Genomic DNA, 25,077 nt, shown 5'->3' with positions numbered 1-25,077 from the left:
CGCGCCTCTCACAAGCGAAACACAGTATAGGTGGGAGCGGGCTTGCTCGCGAAAGCGCTGTGACAGTCAACACATACAGTGACTGACACGACGCCTTCGCGAGCAAGCCCGCTCCCACATTAGGATCTGTGTTGTGCCCGAGGTCTGGATCAGCCCGCCAACGCCTGGCTGTCCATCTTCTGGCGCAGGCTCAACGGGCGCATGTCGGTCCACACTTCTTCGATGTAGGCCAGGCACTCTTTCTTCATCCCGCTCTTGCCCACGGTGCGCCAGCCTTCCGGCACGGCCTTGTAGTCGGGCCAGATGGAATATTGTTCTTCATGGTTGACCACTACCTGAAACAGGATGTCTTCGCGGTCGAATACTGAGGTCATTGCTGTTCTCCGTCGGTGTAAGGCTGGCTGCGCACCACGCACAGCTGATGTAAGAAAGAACGTGCCAGCCCGGTAAAAAATTAGAGGCTGGCGACCGCTGCCGCCAGGGCGCGACCAAAGATCTCGGCCACACGGTCGATTTCTGCGGCGGTAATCACCAGCGGCGGCAGGAAACGCACAACGCTGCCATGGCGACCGCCCAGTTCAAGGATCAGCCCGCGCTTGAGGCATTCACGCTGTACCAGTGGCGCCAATTGACGATGCACCGGCGGGTGGCCCTGAGTGTCCGGGGCGCCTGCGGGATCCACCAGCTCCACGCCGAGCATCAGCCCACGACCACGAATGTCCCCCAACTGCGGGAAGTCGCGCTGCAGGATGCGCAGATGCTCACCAAGGCGCTCGCCCATGGCGGCCGCGTGGGCGGGAATGTCGTGGTCTTTAAGGTAGCGCATCACTGCCGACCCGGCGGCCATGGCCATCTGATTGCCACGGAAGGTCCCGGCATGGGCGCCCGGCAACCAAGTGTCGAGCCAGTCGCGATACACCACCACCGCCAGCGGCAGGCTGCCGCCGATAGCCTTGGACAGCACCACCACGTCCGGGACGATGCCGGCGTGTTCGAAAGCAAACATCTTGCCGGTACGACCAAAGCCGCTCTGGATTTCGTCAACGATCAACGCCACTCCGGCTTGTTCGGTAATACGGCGCAGGCCACGCAGCCAGTCGAGATCGGCCGGGATCACGCCGCCCTCGCCCTGCACCACTTCAACAATCACTGCTGCCGGCAGCAAAACACCGGCCTCGGGGTCGTTGAGCAGGTTTTCCAGGTAATGCAGGTTGACCTTGACCCCTTCCGCCCCACCCAGCCCGAACGGGCAACGGTAGTCGTAGGGAAACGGCAGGAATTGCACGCCATTACTGAGCAAGGCACCCAGCGGTTTTTTCGGCCCCAGGCTGCCCATCAGGCTCAGGGCGCCCTGGCTCATGCCGTGATAACCGCCCTGGAACGACAACACCGTGCTGCGTCCGGTGGCGGTGCGCACCAGTTTCAGCGCAGCTTCTACTGCATCGGTACCGGTTGGGCCGCAGAACTGGATCTTGGCTTCCCGCGCCAGCGCCGACGGCAACAGGCCGAACAGGTCCTGCACGAACTGATCCTTGACCGGCGTGGTCAGGTCCAGGGTGTGCAACGGCAATTCATCGCTCAACACCTGGCGAATGGCCTCGATCACCACCGGGTGGTTATGCCCCAGCGCCAGGGTGCCGGCACCGGCCAGGCAGTCGATAAAGCTGCGGCCTTCGACGTCCTCGACGTAGATCCCGCGGGCACGCTTGAGCGCCAGGGGTATGCGCCGAGGATAGCTGCGGGCATTGGATTCCTGCTGGCGCTGGCGGGCCAGCAGCGGGGTTTCGTCGAACTGGTAGAGCGTTTCCGCAGGGACCGCTTGGGTCTCTTCAATACGGCTGGTAGCGACTGACATTTCCAGATCCCTCAATACGCTGATGATGGTGACCAAACTGCCAACCCGTTGGCGTCTGGCCCAAGGGCAACGCACGGATTTCCTGTTCTGGAAACGCATCAGGGAGCAGAGGATTTACACCTGTGGTCGTTAAAAACCGCTTTAGCGGATTTACCCGGCAACCCCGGTGTATTTTTCATTCAACGCATACAGGATTGCGCAGGTCTCTGCATCCAGCCGCCCGCTGTGGTCACTGGGACGAAAATGCATCTGAAACGCACGGACGCGCTGCTGAAAACCCAGGCGATTTTTCGCGGGGGCATAACCGTAGCGCTGAAACGCCCGTTCGGCTTCAACCTCCAGCGGCAGGCCGATATCGAACCGGCGTTGATAGGCCATCTTGGCCGACTCATCGAACCAGGCCCCCACCCCCGCCTCGAACAGGCAACGCCAAGGCAGCCGAGGGCCGGGATCGCTCTTGCGCCAATAGGCAATATCCGAATGCCCGAGGATATCGGTAGGACCGATCGCCGGGTAACGTTCCTGAATGTCGCGAATCAGCGCAATCAACACGTCGATCTGTTCAGGGCCATACGCGGGAAAGGTAAACACACCGGCGTCATCCCGGGCCTGATTGACGATTTCAATCCCGATGGAGCGGCTATTGAGGTTATCGCGCCCGGCCCAGTGGCTCGCGCCGGCATGCCAGGCGCGCTGCGCTTCGTCCACCAGGCGGAACACCCGCAGTTCATCGTAGCCGGCGGAGCGGTAGCTGGCGTCATGGGGGTCAACCAACAGGTAATGAGCACTGACACCCTCACGGGTCAGCGTACGCAATGACGAAGCAAAAGACGCGGCGGTGTAATGCACAATCACCTGGCGCACAGCTTCGCCATTGCGTTGGTTAAAGTCTTTGGCGGAAAAAGTGGAATCGATGACCAACATAGGCGCTGTCCTTTTCAACACAGGCTGAGTCATTCAGCCCGTTCAAACACAAAAAAATGACCGCCATCCTGAAGCGTTGCGCTTGAGGGTGGCGGTAGCTATTTGTGCCGTGAAAAGAAAGTTCAGCGACGCAACGGCATGCCCAGGTCGACGCGCATGCCGTCCGCCTGGCTGTCGAATTTCAAGGAGCACGAGCAGCGCTGCACGATTGCCTGGACAATCGCCAACCCCAGGCCGCATCCCGGGCTGTTGCCATTGCGCCAGAAGCGCTGGGTCAGGTGTTGCAAGTCTTCGCTGGAGATCGGCGCGCCGTAGTCACGCACCCGGAACACCACATTATCGCCAGTGCTGGACACACTCAGCTCCACCCGGGTATCAGGCGGCGTGTGGCGCAAGGCGTTGTCCAGCAGATTGCGCAAGGCGGCGACGGCCAGGCCCACCGGCATTTCCACCGGCTTTTCGGACAGACCGTCTGCCAGGATCAGGTCTATGCGCTGATTGTCGCCGCCATTGGCGTCCTGGATCGCCAGTTGTGCGACTTGTTCGGCACTCGATTGCAGGCCGTCATCAAACGACAGGCTGCCTTCAACCCGCGCCAGCAGCAGTAACTGTTCAAGGGTACGGTGCAGGCGATCGGCGCCTTCCTCGGCGTGGGCCAGGGACTGGTCACGGGCAGCGCCTTCGGTCATGCGCGCCACTTGCAGGTGGGTCTTGATCGCCGTCAGCGGGCTGCGCAGTTCGTGGGCCGCGTCGCCGGTCAAGCGGCGTTCGCGCTCGATGGTTTTGGCGATGCGTTGCAGCAACTGGTTCTGGGTGTCGAGCAGCGGCTTGAGTTCGCTGGGCAGCGGGCTGATCTGCAAAGGTTCGAGGGAGTCGGCACTGCGGCGCATCAAGGCGTCACGCATGCGGTTGAGCGGCAACAGGCTTTGGCCGATCCCCAGCCACAGCAGGCACAGGCAGCCCAGCAACGCCACACCCACCGGCACCGAGGCGGCCAGCAGGATCGACAGGTTCAAGGCTTCACGCTCCACCTGCCGGTCAGCGGTGGTGATAAACAAATCGCCACGGGACAGGGTAAAGCTGCGCCAGCCCACGCCATCAATCATCTGGTCGCGAAAGCCGCTTTTGCGCGACTCCAAGCCCTGGTCCGGCGTGGTGTGGCTGCGGGCGAGCACCACTCCGCGCAACGAGCTGACCTGGCACGCCATGCCGCCCGGTACATTCAATTGTTCGGCGCTGAAGTGCGCGCCCTCACCCGTGCTGGACAGCCCAGGCATCTGTTCCATCAGCCCGGCGACCATGCGCGCCGAAGCCACCAGGCGCTGGTCGAGGGAGAACATCATCTGGTTGCGCAGGTCGTTGAGCATCCACGCGGCGGCCAGGGCCCAGATCAGCACAAAGGCCGCGCCGAGCTTGAAGGTCAGCCGCAGGCGCAGGCTCATCACGAAGCGTCCTCTCCACCGTCAGCCGGGCCCAGGCGATAGCCCAGGCCACGCACGGTCTCGACGATGCCATTGCCGAGTTTGCGCCGCAGGTGGTGGATGTGGACGTTGAGGGCGTTGCTTTCCAGTTCGTCATTAAGCCCGTAGACGCTGTCCTTGAGCTGTTCGCTGGACAGCACCCGCCCGCGGTTTTGCAGCAGGGCCTGCAACAACGCCTGCTCGCGGCGGGACAGGTCAACCGACTCACCGCCCAGCAACGTTTCGCGGCTGCTGGGGTTGTAGGTCAGGCGCCCGTGTTCGATCAGGTTGACGCTGCGGCCGGCTACCCGGCGCAACAGGGTGTGCAGGCGTGCGGCGAGTTCCCGCAGGTCGAAGGGTTTGAGCAGGTAGTCGTCGGCACCGGCCTGCAGGCCGTCGACGCGGTTGGTCACCGAATCCCGTGCAGTAAGGATCAGCACCGGGATCTCCAGGCCCTGGCTGCGCAATTGCTGCAGCAGCTTCAAGCCGTCTTCATCCGGCAGGCCGAGGTCGAGTACCATCACGTCGAACTCCGCCACCTTGAGCATCGCCCGGGCAGCGGCGGCGGTGCCGACACGCTCGACGGTCAGCCCCTGGGCGCCGAGCCCGGCAACAATGCCGCTGGCGATCAGTTCGTCGTCTTCACAGACCAGTACGTGCATGGTGAACCCTTTGCAAAATGTGAGGGTGATTAAAAAGGTAGTGGATTAAGCGCGCATTATGCCGCCAGCGCGCGTAAACCCGGATAATCCCTACTGTCTAGGATAGCCCGGTTAATCATCGGTTAATCAACGCCACACATTGTGTGTCCCACTTGCTTCGAACTAAGGCTTGATCATGCGGCATCTGTTTATCTTTCTGCTGGTAGTGTTTGCTGGATTCGCCCAGGCCGCGCCGGGCAACAATCCTTTCGAGACCAAACCCGACTTCCTCCCGGTGGGCAAAGCCTTCACCTTTACCTCTGAGCGTCTGGCCTCCGGTGAAACTCAGCTGTATTGGCAGATTGCCGATGGTTATTACCTGTACCAGCAGCGCATGAAATTCGATGGCCTGGCCGAAAAACCGACGCTGCCTCAAGGCGAAGCCCACAGCGACGAGTTCTTCGGTGAGCAGCAAGTCTATCGCCAGGGCCTGGAAGTGAAGATTCCCGCTGGCGCTACCGGACAGATCAAGCTCGGCTGGCAAGGCTGCGCCGATGCCGGCCTGTGTTACCCACCGCAATCGATCACCGTAGATCTGGGCGGCAACCCTGCCGTAGCCGCCACCGGCCAGGCTCAGGACCAAAGCCTGGCGAGCGGCCTGCAACAACGCAGCCTGGGCTGGAGCCTGCTGGTGTTCTTCGGCCTGGGCCTGCTGCTGGCCTTTGCCCCGTGTTCCTTGCCGATGCTGCCGATCCTCGCTGGCCTTGTGGTCGGCAGCGGCGCCAGCCCACGGCGCGGCTTTGCCCTGGCCACCAGCTACGTGGTGTGCATGGCGCTGGTGTATGCCGCCCTCGGTGTATTGGCCGCACTGCTCGGCGGCAACCTCGCCGCCCTGCTGCAAACTCCCTGGATCCTCGGCAGCTTCGCCGCGTTGTTCGTGATCCTGGCCCTGCCGATGTTCGGCTTCTTTGAACTGCAACTGCCCGCCTTCCTGCGGGACCGCCTCGACAACGTCAGCCGCAACCAAAGCGGCGGCAGCCTGGTGGGTGCCGGCGTGCTCGGTGCCTTGTCCGGCTTGCTGGTGGGCCCGTGCATGACCGCGCCCCTGGCCGGCGCCCTGCTCTACATCGCCCAAAGCGGTAACGCCCTGCATGGCGGCTTGATTCTGTTTGCCATGGGCATCGGCATCGGCGTGCCGCTGTTGCTGCTGGTGACCGTGGGCAACCGCTTCCTGCCCAAGCCTGGCACCTGGATGAACATCCTCAAGGGCATCTTCGGCTTTCTGTTCCTCGCCACCGCCGTGCTGATGATTCGCCCTGTGGTCGGTGAAACCCTGTGGCTCGGCCTGTGGGGTGTGCTTGCGCTGGTCATGGCTTACTGCGGCTGGCGCCTGGCCCAGGATTTCGGGCGCACCGCCATGCTGTTCGGCGCCGGTTCGCTGGTGCTGGGCCTCTGGGGCAGCGTATTGGTGATCGGCGCGGCCGGCGGCAGCGACGACCTGTGGCAACCGCTGAAGGTCTACAGCGGCTCGCGGGTAGCCGGTGCCCCCAGCGCCCACGAAGCCTTCATGACCATCAACGACCCGACCGTACTGCAAAGCCAGCTCGACAGCGCCAAGGCCCAAGGCCAATGGGTGCTGGTGGACTACTACGCTGACTGGTGCGTGTCGTGCAAGATCATGGAAAAACAGGTGTTCGGCAAACCCGAAGTCATGGACGCCCTCAAGGATGTGCGCCTGCTGCGCCTCGACGTCACCGCCGATAACGCCGCCAGCCGCGAGCTGCTGGGCCGCTACAAGGTCCCGGGCCCGCCGAGCTTCGTCTGGATCGGCCCCGACGGTGAAGAGCGCCGCGCCCAGCGCATCACCGGCGAAGTCGACGCCGCCGCCTTCCTGCAACGCTGGACCCAAGCCCGGGAAGCCCTCTGATGCTGACACTGACCATCGGCACCTTCGCCATCGCCCTGAATCACTTGCTGCTGATCACGGCGTTGATCCTCGCCACCCTGGTGGGCTGGCGGGTGGCCAAGCGCGGCGGCGAGAACCCGGAGTCGGTGCTGTTCACCCTGTTTCTGGTGGGCATGCTTGCCGCACGCGTCAGTTTCGTGCTGATGTACTGGTCGTATTACCAAAATGACCCGCTGCAGATCGTCGACCTGCGGGACGGCGGTTTTCTCGCCTGGCCCGGCGTTATCGCGCTGATCCTCGGCGCCTTGATCTACGGCTGGCGCCGCCCGCTGCTGCGCAAGCCCCTGAGCGCCGGCGTGATCACCGGCCTGGCGTTCTGGGCACTGACCAGCCTGTCGTTGACCCTCTACGAAAAAGGCACACACCTGCCGGACATCACCCTGCGCAACGCCAATGGCGAAACTGTGCAACTGGCCGACTACAAGGGCGGCCCGCTGGTGATCAACCTCTGGGCCACCTGGTGCCCGCCGTGCCGTCGCGAAATGCCGGTACTGGAAAGTGCCCAGCGCCAACGCCCGGACGTGACCTTCCTGTTCGTCAACCAGGCCGAAAGCATGCAAAGCGTCGCCACCTACCTGGCGACCCAGGGCCTGAACCTGGACAACGTGCTGTTCGACGCCAGCGGCCGCCTGGGCCAGGCCGTCGGCTCCATGGCCTTGCCCACCACCCTGTTCTATCAACCGGACGGTCGCCTGATCAACAGCCACCTGGGCGAGTTGTCCCAGGCCAGCCTGGCCCGCGCCATGGAGCGCTTCGAGCCGACCACCGCTAAACCGGCCCAGCCGGCTATCACAAGGAATTCGCCATGCTCCGCCTCCGCCACCTGCTGACCCTGTTGCCCCTGACACTGGCTGCCACCCTCGTCCAGGCTGAAGACTGGCCGGCGCCGATCAAGAACATCGAGGCCAAGGGGGCCAAGATTATCGGCAAGTTCGATGCCCCCAGCGGCCTCACGGGCTATGCGGCGCAATACCAGAACCGTGGCATGGCGTTGTACCTGACTGCCGACGGTAAAAGTGTGATCGCCGGCAATCTGTACGACGCCGACGGCAATGACCTGAGCACTGCGCCCCTGGAAAAGCTGGTGTATGCGCCGATGGCCAAGGAGGTGTGGGCCAAGATGGAACACAGCAACTGGATCCAGGATGGCAACAAGGATGCGCCGCGCATCGTTTACCTGTTCAGCGACCCGAACTGCCCGTACTGCAATATGTTCTGGGAGCAGGCGCGGCCATGGGTGAAGTCGGGCAAGGTGCAGCTGCGGCATATCATGGTGGGGATTATTCGTGAGGACAGCCCCGGCAAGTCGGCGGCGCTGTTTGCAGCCAAGGATCCGCAGCAGGCCCTTGAAACCCATGAGGCTGCGGGTAAGGGCAGCAAGTTGCAGGCGCTGGAGAAGATTCCGGCGGCTATCCAGGCCAAGCTTGATTCGAATATGAAGCTGATGGATGAGCTGGAGTTGTCGGCCACGCCGGCGATTTTCTATCTGGATGACAAGGGTGGGTTGCAGCAACAGCAAGGGGCGCCTTCGCCGGATAAGTTGGTGAAGATTCTGGGGCCGAAATAAGCGACGCCGACCTTCGTTTCGGAGATAAAAAAGCCCGAGCTACTGGGCTTTTTTATCCCCGAAACGAAGCCGTTATTCATCTAGGCTTCCTGTAAGCGCAACTTGTCCAACGCATAATCGTTACCCCAGCCAGTGGCTATATGGCTGACGATCGCCACCTCAACTTCCGCACTGCGGGCAATAAATGTTCCACCCATCCACGCCCATTGCCGGGTCGTTATGTTGGTGGGTTCTATACAAACATGGCCATTGGCGAGCACCGATAACCTGGGCGCCGTATAGGAGCTATTGGTTCGCAAAACATCCATGCCGAACTGGTAGGTCATACCAGGCGCAAGCCCGGAAAAAGTCTTCTTCAGGATTACCCCGGCAGATCGGTCCGTGTGGGTGTAGTTGTACAAATACCAATGATCATCTTCGTTGACGATAACCAAGTCTCTTGGGTCAGCAGCGCCCTCGCCTTTTTCCCAACCGCCCCAGTCATAATCTTTAAAATCTGTCACGTCATCATAGCCAGGCACTTCCGACTCCCCCAGCCGCAGGTTCTCAGTGGTACGGCGCAGTTCATGCGCGTTTGCCGGCAACAGCGATACTTGTGGATCATCAGGCGCGGTTCCTGACGCGCCGTCGTAAGTAATGGCAACGTTCAAGGTGACAGAAGACCAGTCCTCACAACCCAATAGCCATTCACGACGTATCAGTGGCCGGAAAACAAAGCCGGGAGCACTCTCTTCGGCCCTTACAATATGCCCGTCAAACACCCACTGAAATCGAAAATGCCCCACATGGTGCTCATTGCCAACGGCCAGAATCCACAACCGCTGCCCTTCGTTAAGGAAGGGTGGAGCCTTAAGCTCGATCCGTGCATCGCCGCGAAACTTGCGTAAGTCCAGCCAACGCGCGCCGTCATGCTCCACTGCATCGACAAATACCGGAGCCGGCAGATCCTCGGGCCTGAGGTATTCAATCGTGAGCTCAAGGACATGTGATTCACCCACTGGGCTCTCGTACCAGACCATCACAGTCTTGCCAATACAGCGGCCAATCAATGCTGGATCAATATCTACCTCGGAACTGCCATTGTCGCTGCCGAAAGTATCAAACTGTGCCAGCGGCTCATTCTGTTCATCCTTCAGTGCCCAATATAGCGTTATAGGCATACTCTCCTGCATATCATCGAAGGTAATGGTCACCTGTGTACCGTTCTCGGCATTCAGCGGATACAACGTGTTATTGGAGGTGGCGAATTTGACTACCGGCACCGGCAGCAAATCTTCAACTGGAGTGATCCTGGACATGATCGAGTCTCTTCTCAAAGGAGTGAGCCGCTATCGCCGAAGAAATAGCGAACCACACTGATTCAATACCCCATCACTGCAACTGCCTACTGTCAGATCTGACAGTAGGCAGTTGCTTCTGACCAACGGTTACAACCCCTCCAACTCCGCCATCAAATCACTCAACCGATCCACCTTCTGCGCACTGATCTCATTCGCCGCAAGCCCGTCGATATACACCGCCAACTCCTCCACCGTGCTGCACTCGAACATCGCCCGCAACGGCACATCCCGCTGCAGCGTCTTCTGCACCCGCGAAGCAATCTGCGTGGCCAGCAACGAATGCCCGCCCAGCTCAAAGAAATTATCCTGCACCCCCACGCGCTCAACTTTCAGCACCTCGGCCCAAATCCCGGCCAATGTCTGCTCCAGCTCATTACGCGGCGCCAGATAATCCTGGCTGTGCAACTGGCCAATCTCCAAAGCAGGCAAAGCCTTGCGATCCAGCTTGCCGTTGGCATTCAGCGGCAACCGCTCAAGCCATAGCCAATGCAGCGGCACCATGTATTCCGGCAGCTCCGCACGCAGGCGTTGCTTGATCCGATCAAGACGCTCACCGGGATTCAACAGCGCATCCGCCGCCACCAGGTACCCCACCAGATGCTTACCGTTGACACCCTCCTGCACGCCCACCGCCGCATCCCGCACTTCCGGTTGCTCATGCAGGCGCGCTTCGATTTCCCCGAGCTCAATCCGGTAACCGCGAATCTTCACCTGATGGTCGATGCGACCGACATATTCCAATACCCCATCACTGCGACGGCGCGCCAAATCCCCTGTTCGATACAACCGGTCCGCACCAAATGGATTCGGCACAAACGCTTGCGCCGTGCGCACCGGATCGCTGACATAACCACGGCCCACGCCGGTCCCCGCGACGCACAACTCACCGACCGCACCTTGGGGCACCAACTCCAGCGCACCATCCAGCAGGTACAACCGGTTGTTGTCGGTCGGCGTACCAATCGGCAGATAAGTGCCACGGGTCGACGCCAGGTCGACGCGGAAGAACGCCACGTCGTCCGAACATTCCGCCGGGCCATACGCGTTGACCAGGCCAATCTCCGGATAGCGCAACAACCACTGATGCGCCAGCTCCGGGGGCATGGCTTCGCCGGTCGGCAGCATCCAGCGCAAGCCGTCCAGGGTCATGCGTTCCTGGGCAAGCATGCCCTGGATCAGCGACGGCACGCTTTCCAGTACGGTGATGCCTTGGGCCTGGACATGCGCCAGCAAGCCTTGGGGGTCATGGGCAATCGTATTCGGCACAATATCCACCCGCGCGCCGAACAGCGGCGCCGCGAGGAACTGCCATACCGAGATATCGAAACTTTGCGAGGCGGTTTGAGCGATCACATCGTGCTCGGTCAGCTGCAGATACGGCACCTTGCTCAGCTGGTTATTGAGCATGCCGCGCTGCTCCACCATCACGCCCTTGGGCAAGCCCGTAGAGCCCGAGGTGTAGATCACGTAGGCAAGGTTGTCCGGCGCGCTGTAGATCCCGGGGTTTTCGTCAGCGCCGGCCAAGGCGTCCCAAACCAGTAGCTTCGGCCGACCGGAGCAGGCGAACTCTTCCAGCAACACCTGCGCCTGCTCAAGGCACGCCTCGGTGCACACCAGCAATGGCGTGCGGCTCAGGTCAATGATCCGGCTCAGGCGCTGCGTCGGCAGCCCCGGGTCCAGCGGCAGGTAACCGGCACCGGCCTTGAAGCTGCCGATGATCATGCCCAGCAAATCCAGATTACGTTCGGCCAGCAACGCCACCGGTTGATCCGGCCCGACACCGGCCGCGATCAATGCATGGCCCAGGCGGTTACTGCGCCGGTTCAGTTCGGCATAGCTCCATTGCTGATCCAGGCAACTGGCGGCAATCCGCTGTGGATGCTGCTGCACCTGGGCTTCGAACAGCTCAACGTAGCTGCGCTCCAACGGATACGCCTGCTCGCTCTGGTTGCAGCCTTCCACCAGGAACTCACGTTCCTGCTCGCCAATCAGCGGCAAGTCGGCCATGTCGCCATGGAAGCCCTGTACCAGCGCCAGCAGCAGGCGCTTGAATTCACCGAGCATGCCTTGCACGGTGGTTTCATCGAAATAGCGCTGGTCGTAGGACAGGTGCAGGCCCAGGTCATCGCCCGGATAGCACACGGCAGTCAGCGGGAAGTTGGTGTGGGTCCGCCCGGAATCCGAGGTGGCATTCAGGCTTTGCGCACGGTCCAGCACCGAGACTTCCACCGGGGCGTTTTCGAACACAAAGAGGCTGTCGAACAGCGGCTGGCCCTTGGGCAGTTCGCTGTTTTCCTGGATGGTCACCAGCGGCAGGTACTCGTACTCGCGCAACTGCATATTGCTGTCGAGCAGGCCGCTTAACCATTGGCGCACGCTGCACTGCTGATCGTCCTCCGGCAGCTTGACCCGCAAGGCGATGCTGTTGATAAACAACCCGACGGTGCGTTGCATTTCCGGCATCTCCACCGGGCGCCCGGCCACGGTGACGCCGAACAGCACGTCGCGATCGCCACTCAAGCGCCGTAGCACCAAGGCCCACGCGGCCTGGGCAAACGTGTTCACCGTCAGTTGATGGGCCTGGGCCAGCTCGCGCAATTGCGCACCGTCGCGCACATCCAAGCGGGTATAGCAGTCGCCCACCACCATGCCGCCGCTATGGCCGGCATGTTCCCGCAGGAACGGCCGGTCACTCGGAATCGGCGTGGTGCGCTCAAACCCTTGCAGGTTCTGCTGCCACCACTGGCGCGCCTCGGCGAGGTTCTGGCGTTGCAGCCAGGCGATGTAGTCGCGATAACGCGGTGGCGTCGCCAACTGCGCGTCGCGCCCTTCGCCGAGGGCCGTGTAGATGTCGAAGAAATCGTTCATCAGCAGCGAGCGGCACCAGGCATCGATCAGGATGTGGTGGTTGCTCATCATGAACCAGTAGCGGTCTTCGCCCACGCGGATCAACCGCAGGTGGAACGGTGCCTGATTGAGCAGATCGAAGCCGGCCTCACGCTCGCTTTTCAGCAATGCTTGCAGACGCGGTTCCTGTTCGCTCTCCGGCTCCTGGCTCCAGTCGAGGTACTCGATCGGCGTGCTGCCGGGCTTGTGGATAACCTGCAGCATGTCTTCGCCGACGTTCCAGCAGAACGAGGCGCGCAAGGCTTCGTGACGGGCAATCACCGCCTGCCAGGCCTGGGCGAAACGCTCGGGGTCCAGGGCGCTGTTGATGCGGTAGCGGTCCTGCATGTAGTACAGGCCGGTGCCCGGTTCCAGCAAGGTGTGCAGCAGCAAGCCTTCCTGCATCGGGGTCAGCGGGTACACGTCTTCGATGACATTGGCCGGCACCGGCAGCGCGTCGAGTTGCCCTTGGGTGAGGTGCGCCAGCGGGAAGTCCGACGGTGTGAGACCGCCCGCGTCTGCCTTGAGGCAATGTTCGATCAGGCTTTGCAGTTCCGCCAGGTAAGCGTCCGCCAGTTCAGCGATGGTCTGGCTGTCGTGACGTTCGCGGCTGAAGGTCCAGCGCAGCACCAATTCACCGCCGTACACCTGGCTGTCGACGCTCAGCTCGTTGGGCAGCGGCGCGTCCGGGTCATGGGCGATCCCGGCGGATTCGTCCAGCGGGTGAAAGAGTGCGTCAGCGCCAAAGCTCTGGTCGAACTGGCCGAGGTAGTTGAAGGTGATACTGGCGCACGGCAACGCGGCCATGGTCTGGCGGCACAGGTCGTCAGCCAGGTAGCGCAGCACACCGTAACCCAACCCTTTGTGGGGCACGCCGCGCAGTTGCTCCTTGATCGCCTTGATCGAGGCGCCCTGCCCGGCGGCTTCTTCGATATGCAGCGGGGTCAGGCGCAATGGGTAGGCGCTGGTGAACCAGCCGACGCTGCGGGTCAGGTCGATCTCGTCGAACAGGGTTTCGCGGCCGTGGCCTTCCAGCTGGATCAGTGCCGATTCATGGCCACTCCAGCGGCACAAGACTCGGGCCAAGGCGGTCAGCAGCAAGTCGTTGACCTGGGTGCGGTAAGCACTCGGCGCCTGTTGCAACAGCTGGCGGGTAAGCTCGGCATCCAGGCGCACGCTGACGGTATCGGCGTCGCGATTGCGCAGCGAACCTTGCGGGCGATCCACCGGTAGTTCAACGGCGGGACCGGCCAACTGCTGCTGCCACACGTCCAGTTCTTCACGCAGGGATTCGCTGCCGGCATAGGCCTGCAAGCGTGCCGCCCAGTCGCGTAATGCACTGGTCTTGGCCGGCAGGCTGACGGGTTGGCCGTCGCTCAACTGGCGATACACGGTCTGCAAATCTTCCAGCAATACGCGCCAGGAAACGCCGTCCACCACCAGGTGATGGATCGCGATCAGCAGCCGGCGCTGGCCTTGCGGGCCGTCCACCAGCAGCGCGCGCAACAGCGGGCCGTGGGCGAGGTTGAGGCTGCGTTGAGTGTCGGTGAACAGCGCGATGCACTGCTCCATATCCGCCACCTGGGCTTGCAACAGCAGACCACCTTGCGGCACTGCCAGGTGTTCGGCGTGCCATTGGGCGTCGCGCTGGGTGAAGCTCAGGCGCAGGGCGTCGTGGTGTTCCAGAACTGCCAGCAACGCTTGTTCCAGGCGATGGGGTTCGAGGGCCTGAACCGGCTCCAGCAGCAGCGCCTGGTTCCAGTGTTGGCGCTCGGGGATGTCGGTGTCGAAGAACCAGTGCTGGATCGGGGTCAGCCCGGATGCGCCGGTCAGCACGCCTTGTTCGGCGATAACCTGCTCGGTGCGGGTCGCCACGGCGGCCAGGGTTTGCACGGTCTGGTGTTGGAACAAATCACGCGGGCTGAAATGAATCCCCGCCTGCCGCGCGCGGCTGACCACCTGGATCGACAGAATCGAGTCGCCGCCCAGCTCAAAGAAGTTGTCGTCGAGGCCCACCTGCTGCACGTTCAGTACCGCGCACCAGATCGCCGCCAGGGTTTGCTCCAGTTCGTTGCGCGGCGCCACGTACTGTTGGCGATTCGCCTCGGGATCCGGCTGCGGCAAGCCGCGGCGGTCGAGTTTGCCGTTGGCGGTCAGCGGCATGCTGTCGAGGACGATCAGGTGCGCGGGCACCATGTAGTCCGGCAGCTGCGCTTTCAAATGCGCCTTGAGGGATTCACGCAGTGCACCGTGTTCTTCGTCGCTGACCAGGTAGGCCACCAACTGTTTGCCGCTCGGGGAATCCAGCGCCAACACCACTGCCTCACGCACCGCCTCGTGTTCCAGCAGGCGGGTTTCAATTTCCCCCAGCTCGATGCGGAACCCGCGAATCTTCACTTGATGGTCAATACGGCCAAGGTACTCCACCAGGCCATCGGCACGCTGGCGCACCAGGTCGCCGGTGCGATACAGACGACCGCCGTTCGTGGCAAACGGATCCGCGACAAACCGCTCCGCCGTCATCCCCGGACGCTGGTGATACCCCTGGGCCAGGCCGGCACCGCCGACGTACAGCTCACCCGTCGCGCCTTGCGGCACCAGCGCCAGATCCGCATCCAGAATGTAGGCCACACGTGCGCCGATGATGCTGCCGATCGGCACGCTGCCAGCGCCCTCCTCCAGTGTTTCCGGGGCAAGACTGGCGAGTGGCATCACCACGGTTTCAGTCGGGCCATAGGCGTTGAAAAACAGCGCCGGCTTGAATGCCGCGCGAATACGCTGCAAGTGCTCGCCGGTCAGGGCTTCACCGCCAGTGATGCACATGCGCACCGGCAAGGTCTGGTGTTGCGTGGCCAGCCATTGCGCCAACTGGCTGCCGTAGCTCGGGGTGAAACCGAGGATGTTGATGCGGTGCTGACGAATCAGCCCACAGATTTCTTCCGCATCCCATTGGCCCTGGGCCCGCAACACAACCTGGGCACCACTGAGCAACGGCACCAGCAAGCGTTCGGTGGCGGCGTCGAAGTTGATGGAATAGAAGTGCAGCTCGCAGTCATCCGGGCGCATGCCGAAGCGTTCGATCACCGCCTGGCAATGCATGGCGATTTCACCGTGGGACACCACCACGCCTTTGGGCTTGCCGGTGGAACCTGAGGTGTAGATCAGATAGGCCTGGTGTTGCGGCAGGCTGATAAAAGGCAATTCGCTGGCCGGGTAGCTGGCCAGGGTTGGCAGGTCATCCTCCAGGCACCAGCGACCGACGCTGGCGGGCAGCTCGCCCAGCGCGTCGAACATCGCAGCGTCGCTGAGCAGCAGGCCGATGCCACTGTCTTCGATCATGTAGTGCAGGCGGTCCAGCGGGTATTCCGGGTCCAGCGGCACATAGGCGCCGCCAGCCTTGAGGATCGCCAGCAGGCCGATCACCATTTCCAGCGAACGCGGCAGCGCCAGGCCAACCCGCACCTGCGGGCCTACGCCGCGCTCGCGGAGCATCCAGGCCAGGCGATTGGCGCGGCTGTCGAGTTCGCTGTAGCTTAGGGTCTGCCCGGCGAAGGTCAAGGCCGGGGCGTCGGGGCGGGCCAGGGCTTGCTCGCTGAACAGGTGGTGAATGCACTGGTCGAGACGATGCTCGCCGGCCTCCATGCCAAGGCTGTCTTGCAACGAGCGCTGCTCGGCCGCTTCCAGCAGCGGCAACTCACTCAGGCGCTGTTGCGAATCGGCAAGCAAGGCTTCCAGCAGGTTTTGCCAATGGGCGGCCATGCGCGCAATGCGCGGCTCATCGAACAGATCAGTGCTGTAGGTCAGGCAGCAACCCAGGCGATGGTCGAGGTCGGTGACTTCCAAATTGAGATCGAACTTGGTGGCGCGGGCATCGTTGGCCAGGTACTCGACGGTCATCCCGGCCAATGTACGGCTTTGCTGGAACTCCCAGCGCTGCACGTTGCACATCACCTGGAACAGCGGGTTGTACGCGGCGCTGCGGGGCGGTTGCAGGGCTTCAACCAAGTGGTCGAACGGCAGGTCCTGATGGGACTGGCCTTCGATCACGGTGTGGCGCACCTGGTCGAACAATTCGCCGACGCTCATCTGCCCGTTCAGCTGGCAACGCAGCACCTGGGTGTTGAGGAACGCACCGATCAGCCCTTCGCTTTCCGGACGAATCCGGTTGGCCACTGGCGCACCGATACGCAGGTCGGTCTGGCCGCTGTAGCGGTAGAGCAATACCGCGAGGGTGGCGGTCATGGTCATGAACAGGGTCAGACCACGCTCGGCGTTGAAGGCCCGCACGCGGGCGGCAAGGTCATCGCTCAAGTCGAAACGGTACAGCTCGCCCTGGTGACTTTGCACTGGTGGTCGCGGACGGTCGCCCGGCAGTTCCAGCAGCGGGTGTTCAGTACCCAGTTGCGCGGTCCAGTAATCCAGTTGGCGCTGGCGCTCGCCGGATTCCAGCCACTGGCGCTGCCACACGCTGTAGTCGAGGTACTGCACCGGCAGCGGCGCCAGCGGCGATTCGCGGTCATCGATAAAGGCTTCGTACAACGCGCTGAGCTCACGGGCAAAAATGTCCATGGCCCAGCCTTCGGTGACGATATGGTGCAGGGTCAGCACCAGGTAATGTTCCTGCTCGCCGGCCTTGACCAGGCAGGCGCGCAGCAGTGGACCGGTCTCCAGATTGAACGGCGTGTGGGCTTCATGATCGGCCAGTTGCTGCACACGCTGTTGCCGCTCGGCTTCATTGAAGGCCGAGAAATCCTGCCAATCCATGCGCACGCCGGTTTGCGCCGCAACCTTCTGCTGCGCCACGCCATCAATGCTCGGGAACGTGGTGCGCAGGGTTTCGTGACGCATGATCAAGGCCTGCAATGCCGCCTCGAAACGCCCCACGTCCAGCACCCCACGAAAGCGCGCCATGCCGCCGACGTTATACGCCGGGCTGTCGGGCTCCATCTGCCAGAGGAACCACATGCGCTGTTGGGAATAGGACAGCGGCACCGGCTGGCTGCGGTCGACCTTGCCGATCGCCAGCTGTTGGTTGCGCTGGCCGGAGGCCTGGATCAAGCGGACCTGCTCGGCGAAAGCCCCCAACTCGCTGGCTTCGAACAATGTGCGCAACGGCAGCTCGACATCGCAGGCCTGACGGGTGCGGGAGATGATTTGCGTGGCCAGCAGCGAATGACCGCCGAGGGCGAAGAAGTCGTCCCGCAGGCCGATACGTGGCAGGGCCAGGACTTCGCGCCAGATCGCGGCGATTTGCTGCTCCAGCGCTGTTTCAGGTTCGACGTGTTCACGCACTTGCCACACCGGTTCCGGCAAGGCACGGCGATCCAGTTTACCGCTGGGGCTCAGGGGCATCGCGTCCAGGCGCATCAATTGCGCCGGGACCATGTACTCCGGCAGCTCAGCGGCCAGGGCGGTTTTCACATCCTGCTCATCCAGCGGTTCGTTGGCGGTGTAGTAACCGATCAACTGCGCACCCCCGGCCGTTTCCCGCACCAGCACCACCGCTTGGGCGATGCCATCAAGGGCCAACAGACGCGCTTCGATTTCTTCAGGCTCGACCCGGAAGCCTCGCAATTTGACCTGCTGATCCAGGCGCCCGAGGTATTCCAGCACACCGTCGCCGCTCCAGCGCACGCGGTCACCGGTGCGATACAGGCGTGCGCCCGCCTCGCCCAACGGGTCGGCAACAAACCGTTCAGCGGTCAGCCCCGCACGCCCGAGGTAACCGCGTGCCAGGCCGATACCGCCGATGCACAGTTCACCCGGCACACCCGCCGGCAGCGGATTGAACTGATCATCCAGCACCCGGCAGATCACATTGCCCAGCGGTCGGCCAATCGGCGAACGCTCGCCGTCTTCCACCTGGCAGTGCCAGTGCGTCACGTTGATCGCGGTTTCAGTCGGGCCGTAGCGGTTGTGCAACTGCACTGCGGGCAACTGCGCCAACACCCGATTACGCAGCTCGGCAGGCAGCGCTTCACCGCCGGAGAACAGGCGGCGCAGGCTGGTGCATTCGGCGGCCAACGGTTCGTCGACAAACAGCTGCAACAACGGCGGCACAAAGTGCAGTGTGGTCACGCCGTGTTCCTGCACCAGTTGGGCAATGCGATGGGGGTCGCGATGCTCGCCGGGGCCCGCCAGTACCAGGCGGCAACCGGTGATCAGCGGCCAGAAACACTCCCACACCGACACGTCGAAACTGATGGGCGCCTTTTGCATCAGCACATCGGTTTCATCCAGTTGGTAGGTGGCTTGCATCCACTGCAAGCGCTCGGCCAGCGCGGCATGGGTGTTGCCCACACCTTTGGGCTGGCCGGTGGAGCCGGAGGTGTAGATCACGTAGGCGAGGTTGTCGCCGTTAAGGTGCAAACCCGGCGCGTGGGTCGGCCAGCTTTCCAGCTTGAGGCTGTCCATGGCGATGACGCAGACGCCTTCAGCTGTGGGCAGTTGCTCCAGCAGCGAAGTCTGGGTCAGCAGCAGTTGCACGCCGCTGTCCTTGAGCATGTAGGCCAGGCGTTCTGCCGGGTAATCCGGATCCAGCGGTACATAGGCACCGCCGGCCTTGATGATTGCCAGCAGGCCGATCAGCAGTTGCGGCGAACGCTCGGCGGCGATGGCCACGCACACGTCCGGGCCGACGCCCTTGTCTCGCAGGTAGTGGGCCAGGCGGTTGGCCTGGGTGTGCAGTTGGGCGAAGGTCAGGCTGCCGTCCTGCCACACCAGTGCGGTGCGCTCCGAGACCTGTTGGTTAAGTTGTTCCGGCAGCCAGCTCTGCGCCGGTGTGCACGGCGCGGCGCTCCACTGGCGTTGTTGGGTGTGTTCGTCGGCGTGCAGCAGCTTCAGGTCGCCGATGGCCTGTTGCGGTTGCTCGCAAATGGCTTGCAGCAGGTTGATGAAGTGTTCGGCCAGCCGCTCGATGGTGGCGGCGTCGAACAGTTCATCGGCGTAGTCGAAGGACAGGCTCAGGCGGCCGTTGCGGTCTTCTTCCGAGTGCAGTTGCAGGTCGAACTTGGCTTCGCGGCTGTGCCACGCCAGCTCGTCGGCAAGCAGGCCCGGCAGGCGGCGCAAGGCACTGAGGTCGCGTTGCTGATGGTTGAACATCACCTGGAACAGGCCCTGCTCACGGGCTTGCGGAAAGGCTTCCAGCAGTTGCTCGAACGGCAAGTCCTGATGGGCCTGGGCGCCCAGGGCAGCGGTTCGCGTCGCGGTCAGCAAGTCGGCGAATGGCAGGCGCGCATCCAGTTCGGCACGCAGCACCAGGGTGTTGATAAAGAACCCGATCAGGCCTTGGGTTTCCTGGCGCGGACGGTTGGCGTTGGGCACGCCGATGCGGATATCCCGTTGGCCGCTGTAGCGATAGAGCAGGCTCTGGAACGCTGCGAGCAACAGCATGAACGGCGTGGATTCATGAGCCTGGGCCGTCTTGCGAATGGCTTCGCTGAGGCTCGCGTTCACCCGCACACTGTGGCGTGAAGCACTGCGCACATGCTGCGCCGAGCGCGGGTGATCGGTGGCCAGGCTCAGGGTTGGGTGGTCGTCACCCAGTTGTTGTTTCCAGTAAGCCAGTTGTCGCTGGCCCTCGCCCTCGGCCAGCCACTGGCGCTGCCAGCTGCCGTAGTCGGCGTATTGCAGGGCCAGCGCTGGCAACTCCAGGGTTTGGCCTTGGGACGCTGCGGCGTACAGGCGGGAGAATTCATCGATCAACACGTTGAGCGACCAGCCGTCCGCGATGATGTGGTGCATCGTCACTAGCAGTTGGTGGTCTTCGTCATCCAGGCGCACCAGCGTTACCCACAGCAGCGGGCCTTTCTCCAGGTCGAACTGGGTGCGGGCTTCGTCTTCGCGGATCTGGTTGGCCCGGGCTTCGCGCTCGGCGGCGGGCAGGTCGCTGAGGTCGATGACTTGCAGGTCGAAATCAGCCTGGGCGTCGACCCGCTGGAAGCCTTGGCCATCGCGTTCAAAGAAGCGCGTGCGCAGGGACTCGTGGCGCTGGATCAGTTGCTGGAAGCTTGCGCGCACCGCGTCTTCATCCAGCTCGCCGCGCAAACGCAGGGCGCCGGGGATGGTGTAGGCGCTGCTCTGCGGGTCGAGTTGCCAGGTGATCCACAGGCGGTTTTGCGCGAGGGATTGCGGCAGGTCTTCCTGGCGTGACAGCGCATGGATCGCGCCTTGCGCCACGCCGCCGTCCTGCTGCAATTGCGCGACGCTGGTGGCGAAGGCAGCCAGGGTGGGCGCTTCGAACAACAGGCGCAGGTTCAATTCCAGGCCGAGGGTTTCCCGCAGGCAAGCGACGACCTGGGTGGCGCTGATGGAGTTGCCGCCCAGCAGGAAGAAGTGATCGTCGGCGGCGACCTGCGTCACCTGCAATTGCTCGCACCAGATCGCGGCAATCTGGGTTTGCAGTTCGGATTGCAGGGCAGCATCGCCGGCCGGCGCCTGCACGCCGGGGAACTGCGCATAACTGTCGAGGCTGCCATCCGCCAACCGTGTGCGGCAGGCCGAACGCTGCACCTTGCCGCTGGACGTTTTCGGCAAGCCGCCGGGGTTGAGCAATACCACCACGCTCGGCGCTTCCTGGCAGGCCTCGGCCACTGCTTGGCGAATCGCCTTGATCAGCGCTTCAGGCGGCAGGATTTTCTGCACGCTGCGGCTGATTTCGGCGGCGATGCCGATGCCTTCCAGACCCTGGTCATTCACCGCAAACGCGGCGACCCGGCCCTTGCGCACCACTTCCACTTCACGCTCGATGGCTTGCTCGATGTCCTGGGGATACAGGTTGTGGCCCCGCACGATCAGCAGGTCTTTCAGCCGGCCGGTGATGAACACTTCACCTTCGCGGATAAATCCGAGGTCGCCGGTCCGCAGCCAGGTACGGCCTTCGTGCTGGACGAAAGTCTTGGCGGTGGCTTCAGGGTTGCGCCAGTAGCCGTGGGCGATGCTCGGGCCAGTGGCCCAGATTTCACCGACGGCATTGTCGGGGAGCGTCGCCAGGGTGGCGGGGTCGGCAATCAGCACCGCGTGTTCGGGCTGGCTGGTGCCGCAACTCATGATCGCCGCGCCCTGCCCTGGCTCGGCGCGATTGGCGGCCAGAGCCTGATCGTCCAGGCGCAGGGCCGGGATGCCGTGGCCACGGGTGCCGCCGGCAACGAACAAGGTGGCCTCCGCCAGGCCATAGGATGCGAAGAAATTATTCGAGGTAAAACCGCAGGTGGCGAACTTCTCGGCAAAGCGTTCCAGGGTGTCGAGGCGGATCGGCTCGGAGCCGGAGTACGCCACGCGCCACTTGCTCAAATCCAGGCGATCCAATGCCGATTCACTGACCCGCTCGCTGCACAGCCGATAGGCAAAATCCGGCCCGCCGCTGATGGTACCGCCGTATTCGCTGATCGCTTCCAGCCAGCGCAATGGCCGGCCGAGGAAGTATGCCGGCGACATCAACACACACGGCACACCACTGAAGATCGGTTGCAGCAGGCCGCCGATCAGGCCCATGTCGTGGTACAGCGGCAGCCAACTGACGATCACGTCGTCGGGGTTCAGGTCGATGCCGAAGCCCCGGCGGATCAGCAACTCGTTGGCCACCAGGTTACCGTGGGTGACTTGCACGCCCTTGGGCAACGCGGTGGAGCCAGAGGTGTATTGCAGGAAGGCGATGTCATCGTCTTGCAAGTTGGGCGCAACCCAATGGCTCGCGATTTCGGCATTGAGGCTGTCGACGCACAGCAACTGCGGTGCACCTTCGAGTTGCAGCAACGAATCCCCGAGGCTGGAGGTAGTCAGCAGCAACCGCGGCTCGGCGTCCGCGATGATCGACAGCAGGCGCTCCTGATGATGACGGCGGGTGGACTCCGGCGGGTAAGCCGGTACTGCAATGACACCGGCATACAGGCAACCGAAGAACGCCGCGACATAATCCGGCCCGCTGGGGAACAGCAGCACCGCGCGATCGCCCAGGTTTGCGTTGGCCTGCAAGGCGGCGGCTATGGTGCGGGCGCGCAGGTCGAGGTCGCGGTAACTGAGGACGACGCTTTGCTCGGCCGTCTCGGCCAGGAAGCGCAACGCCAGTTGATCCGGGGTTTGTGCGGCGCGGCGTTGAAGGGACTGGACCAGGGTGCGGGGAAGTTCGAAGGCGTCCATCATGGGGTTCCTGCCTGAAATCGGCTTACTGGGAAATCGGGGAATGTGTGGCCGGGGGGGCTTGTTCAGCCGGCGGCCCGGGCCATCTGCCGCGCGGCGTCATTGCGCCAGCGGGCCAAGTGTTCGTCGGCGTAACGCCGCACACAGCGCAGTACAGAACTCTCGTGCTGCACCAGGAAGAAATGGTGACCGTCGAACATGTCGAGGGAGAAACCGCTGGCGGTGTCTTGCTGCCAGTCCAGCAGTTGGTCGGCACGCACACTGTCCTGCTTGCCGCCAAAGACATGGATCGGCAGGGGCAGCGGCTCGCGCTCGCCATACTCGAAACTGCCGCAAAGAAGGAAGTCGGCCCGCAGGATCGGCAACATCAACTGCATCAGTTCGGCATTGGCCAACACCTCTTCGCCGGTGCCCTTGAGTTCACGCAGGCGGGCGATCAGTTGCTCGTCGTTTTTCTCGATGGCGTATTCGCTGACATCGCGACGGGCCGGACCAGCAGTACCCGACGCAAACAGCGCCAGTGGCTGCGGCACACCGCGCTCACGCAGGGCATGGGCCAGCTCGAACGCCAGCAGACCGCCGAGGCTGTGGCCAAACAAGGCGTAAGGCTCGTCCAGTTCCGCGCTGATCTCATCAGCCAGTTGCGCGGCCAATGCCTTGATATCGCGCTGCAACGGCTCGTCCATGCGCATGCCGCGCCCCGGCAGTTCCAGCGGCCGCACCTGCAACCACTCGGGCAGTGCCCGCCGCCAACGGCTGTAGACCATGGCGCTGGCGCCGGAATACGGCAGGCAAAACAGGCGTAATCGAGCCGGCGTGTTCATTTCAGACCACTCCCGCTCACACGATAAAAACCCATTTTGTCCTCCTCCAGGCGCTGATCCTTGGCCGGTTTGTTAACTGGCCTGTCACCCATGAGAACGGATGGCCCCTGGAAATAATTAGTCAGCGAGACGCGGTTCACACCTATCGATAAAGCATAAGATTAGTTCGTCTTCTCATTTGACAATCATTATCATTAAGCATAATTTGTTGCCCGATGTGTAGGAGGCCTCAGCAAGGACGCCCTCCCCCAACCTCTTTTGCAGCAAGGTGATTTCCATGACGGAACAAGTATCCACAGGCAGGTGCGACTCACCCCTACTCCAGGCCTTCGTCGATAATCGACTGATCCTGGTCAAGATCGCAGCACGCATTACCGGCTGCCGCTCCCGCGCCGAAGACGTGGTGCAAGACGCGTACTTCCGGTTGCAATCGGCACCCACCATTACCTCCTCGTTCAAGGCGCAGCTGAGTTACCTGTTTCAGATCGTGCGTAACCTGGCCATTGATCACTACCGTAAGCAGGCGCTGGAGTTGAAATACTCCGGCACTGAAGAGGAAGGCTTGAATGTGGTTATTCACGGGGCTTCGCCTGAGACATCGCACATCAACTTTTCGACGCTGGAAAATATCGCGGATGCGTTGACGGAATTGCCTCAACGCACGCGTTATGCGTTTGAGATGTACCGGTTGCATGGGGTGCCGCAGAAGGATATTGCCAAGGAGCTGGGGGTTTCGCCGACGCTGGTGAACTTCATGATTCGGGATGCGCTGGTGCATTGCCGGAAGGTTTCCGGGACTCATAGCGACACGTTTGCGCGGCGGGTTTGATTGGGGCTGCTGCTGGGGACATATCCGTTATTTGGGTGATGGCGGGTATTGGTTCCGCTCTTACAGCGGCTCACTTTTGAAGAGCGCAAAAGTAAGCAAAACGCTCTTGCCCCACCACTCGGCTCCTCGCCTAGGCTCGGAGTGCCCTCACTCCGGCTTTGGACCGTGGGCCGCCGTCATGGGCCATCCCTGGCCCAGGACGGCTAACCTGGCGTCCTGCCAGGTTATCCACGCTCCAAAGCCTGCGTTCGGCCAGCGTGGTTTAACGGGGCGCCTAAGATCAAGATCAAGATCAAAAGCAAAAGCACAGCGGCCTCCCGGCCGGCTTGAGTGTTGAAGAGCAAAAGCCAAATCAAAATCTAAAGCGGGCACGGTCCAAAAAATGTGGGAGCGGGCTTGCTCGCGAAGGTCGTTAACGATGACGCGGGCATTCTGGATGAACGCGGCGCTCTCAGGTTTTTCGCGAGCAAGCCCGCTCCCACAGAAAAGCAGCTCTGTTTTCGCTCTGGTCTTTGCTTTTGCTTTTGCTTTTAACACTCAAGCCGGCCGGGAGGCCGCTGTGCTTTTGCTTTTGATCTTGATCTGACTGCCCCAATAAGCCCGAGGCCGAACGCAGGTATTGCGGAGCGGGTAAACCGGCAGGACGCC

The 25,077-nt window shown here is 62.5% G+C and carries 13 protein-coding genes; 4 read left to right on the top strand and 9 right to left on the bottom strand.

Translation table 11 applies throughout. The features are described 5' to 3' along the window. Positions 1–149: 149 nt before the first annotated feature. The 5 genes from ACUN0G_RS23010 to ACUN0G_RS22990 all read right to left on the bottom strand — a co-directional run bounded on the left by ACUN0G_RS23010 (position 150) and on the right by ACUN0G_RS22990 (position 4,901). On the bottom strand, positions 150–374 hold the full coding sequence (locus tag ACUN0G_RS23010; protein WP_003209001.1) for an MbtH family protein: 225 nt from the start codon (positions 372–374) through the stop codon (positions 150–152). A gap of 80 nt (positions 375–454) precedes the next feature. Next, entirely contained in the window at positions 455–1,855 is a 1,401-nt protein-coding gene (locus tag ACUN0G_RS23005) for an aspartate aminotransferase family protein (protein WP_076015329.1), read from the bottom strand. 150 nt (positions 1,856–2,005) lie between these two features. After that, positions 2,006–2,779: an N-acetylmuramoyl-L-alanine amidase gene (locus ACUN0G_RS23000; RefSeq protein WP_445574343.1), complete on the bottom strand. Its 774-nt coding sequence runs from the start codon at positions 2,777–2,779 to the stop codon at positions 2,006–2,008. Positions 2,780–2,901: 122 nt separating this feature from the next. Further along, on the bottom strand, positions 2,902–4,221 hold the full coding sequence (locus tag ACUN0G_RS22995) for an ATP-binding protein (protein WP_421526054.1): 1,320 nt from the start codon (positions 4,219–4,221) through the stop codon (positions 2,902–2,904). Further along, entirely contained in the window at positions 4,221–4,901 is a 681-nt protein-coding gene (locus tag ACUN0G_RS22990) for a response regulator (protein ID WP_177134601.1), read from the bottom strand. The genes ACUN0G_RS22995 and ACUN0G_RS22990 overlap by 1 nt, the downstream gene beginning before the upstream one ends. 175 nt (positions 4,902–5,076) lie before the next feature. Here ACUN0G_RS22990 and dsbD point away from each other — a divergent pair, with 175 nt between their 5' ends. Genes dsbD through dsbG form a run of 3 tightly spaced genes read left to right on the top strand, consistent with a single transcriptional unit; the run spans position 5,077 to position 8,413 of the window. Then, a complete protein-coding gene (gene dsbD, locus ACUN0G_RS22985) occupies positions 5,077–6,807 on the top strand; it encodes a protein-disulfide reductase DsbD (protein WP_445574342.1) in 1,731 nt (576 codons plus the stop codon). Further along, a complete protein-coding gene (locus ACUN0G_RS22980) occupies positions 6,807–7,676 on the top strand; it encodes a prolipoprotein diacylglyceryl transferase family protein (RefSeq protein ID WP_445574341.1) in 870 nt (289 codons plus the stop codon). The genes dsbD and ACUN0G_RS22980 overlap by 1 nt, the downstream gene beginning before the upstream one ends. Continuing rightward, on the top strand, positions 7,652–8,413 hold the full coding sequence (gene dsbG / locus ACUN0G_RS22975) for a thiol:disulfide interchange protein DsbG (RefSeq protein WP_445574340.1): 762 nt from the start codon (positions 7,652–7,654) through the stop codon (positions 8,411–8,413). The genes ACUN0G_RS22980 and dsbG overlap by 25 nt, the downstream gene beginning before the upstream one ends. Before the next feature lie 80 nt (positions 8,414–8,493). Here the strand turns inward: dsbG and ACUN0G_RS22970 are convergent, their stop codons facing one another. From ACUN0G_RS22970 to ACUN0G_RS22960, 3 genes are all read right to left on the bottom strand, one after another. Further along, positions 8,494–9,711, bottom strand: coding sequence for a hypothetical protein (locus ACUN0G_RS22970; RefSeq protein WP_445574339.1), 1,218 nt, complete (start codon positions 9,709–9,711; stop codon positions 8,494–8,496). A 129-nt stretch (positions 9,712–9,840) separates the two neighbouring features. Next, entirely contained in the window at positions 9,841–22,779 is a 12,939-nt protein-coding gene (locus ACUN0G_RS22965; RefSeq protein WP_445574338.1) for a non-ribosomal peptide synthetase, read from the bottom strand. 62 nt (positions 22,780–22,841) lie between these two features. After that, on the bottom strand, positions 22,842–23,600 hold the full coding sequence (locus tag ACUN0G_RS22960; protein WP_167663526.1) for a thioesterase II family protein: 759 nt from the start codon (positions 23,598–23,600) through the stop codon (positions 22,842–22,844). Between the two features lie 277 nt (positions 23,601–23,877). On the opposite strand from ACUN0G_RS22960, the gene ACUN0G_RS22955 reads away from it, so the two are divergent. Then, complete coding sequence (locus ACUN0G_RS22955; protein ID WP_076953019.1) at positions 23,878–24,429, top strand: RNA polymerase factor sigma-70; 552 nt, start codon at positions 23,878–23,880, stop codon at positions 24,427–24,429. A 147-nt stretch (positions 24,430–24,576) separates the two neighbouring features. On the opposite strand, the gene ACUN0G_RS22950 is transcribed toward ACUN0G_RS22955, so the two are convergent. Further along, complete coding sequence (locus tag ACUN0G_RS22950; RefSeq protein WP_445574337.1) at positions 24,577–24,966, bottom strand: hypothetical protein; 390 nt, start codon at positions 24,964–24,966, stop codon at positions 24,577–24,579. Positions 24,967–25,077 lie beyond the last annotated feature (111 nt).

The organism is Pseudomonas sp. 32A (assembly GCF_052682255.1).
Note: the sequence above shows the minus strand (reverse complement) of the source record. Positions and strands in the feature narration are given on the sequence as shown.

Bases quoted from the DNA above. Each gene is read 5' to 3' on its own strand.
- ACUN0G_RS23010 (WP_003209001.1), bottom strand. From the start codon at position 374: ATGACCTCAGTATTCGACCGCGAAGACATCCTGTTTCAGGTAGTGGTC.
- ACUN0G_RS23005 (WP_076015329.1), bottom strand. From the start codon at position 1,855: ATGTCAGTCGCTACCAGCCGTATTGAAGAGACCCAAGCGGTCCCTGCG.
- ACUN0G_RS23000 (WP_445574343.1), bottom strand. From the start codon at position 2,779: ATGTTGGTCATCGATTCCACTTTTTCCGCCAAAGACTTTAACCAACGC.
- ACUN0G_RS22995 (WP_421526054.1), bottom strand. From the start codon at position 4,221: ATGAGCCTGCGCCTGCGGCTGACCTTCAAGCTCGGCGCGGCCTTTGTG.
- ACUN0G_RS22990 (WP_177134601.1), bottom strand. From the start codon at position 4,901: ATGCACGTACTGGTCTGTGAAGACGACGAACTGATCGCCAGCGGCATT.
- dsbD (WP_445574342.1), top strand. From the start codon at position 5,077: ATGCGGCATCTGTTTATCTTTCTGCTGGTAGTGTTTGCTGGATTCGCC.
- ACUN0G_RS22980 (WP_445574341.1), top strand. From the start codon at position 6,807: ATGCTGACACTGACCATCGGCACCTTCGCCATCGCCCTGAATCACTTG.
- dsbG (WP_445574340.1), top strand. From the start codon at position 7,652: ATGCTCCGCCTCCGCCACCTGCTGACCCTGTTGCCCCTGACACTGGCT.
- ACUN0G_RS22970 (WP_445574339.1), bottom strand. From the start codon at position 9,711: ATGTCCAGGATCACTCCAGTTGAAGATTTGCTGCCGGTGCCGGTAGTC.
- ACUN0G_RS22965 (WP_445574338.1), bottom strand. From the start codon at position 22,779: ATGATGGACGCCTTCGAACTTCCCCGCACCCTGGTCCAGTCCCTTCAA.
- ACUN0G_RS22960 (WP_167663526.1), bottom strand. From the start codon at position 23,600: ATGAACACGCCGGCTCGATTACGCCTGTTTTGCCTGCCGTATTCCGGC.
- ACUN0G_RS22955 (WP_076953019.1), top strand. From the start codon at position 23,878: ATGACGGAACAAGTATCCACAGGCAGGTGCGACTCACCCCTACTCCAG.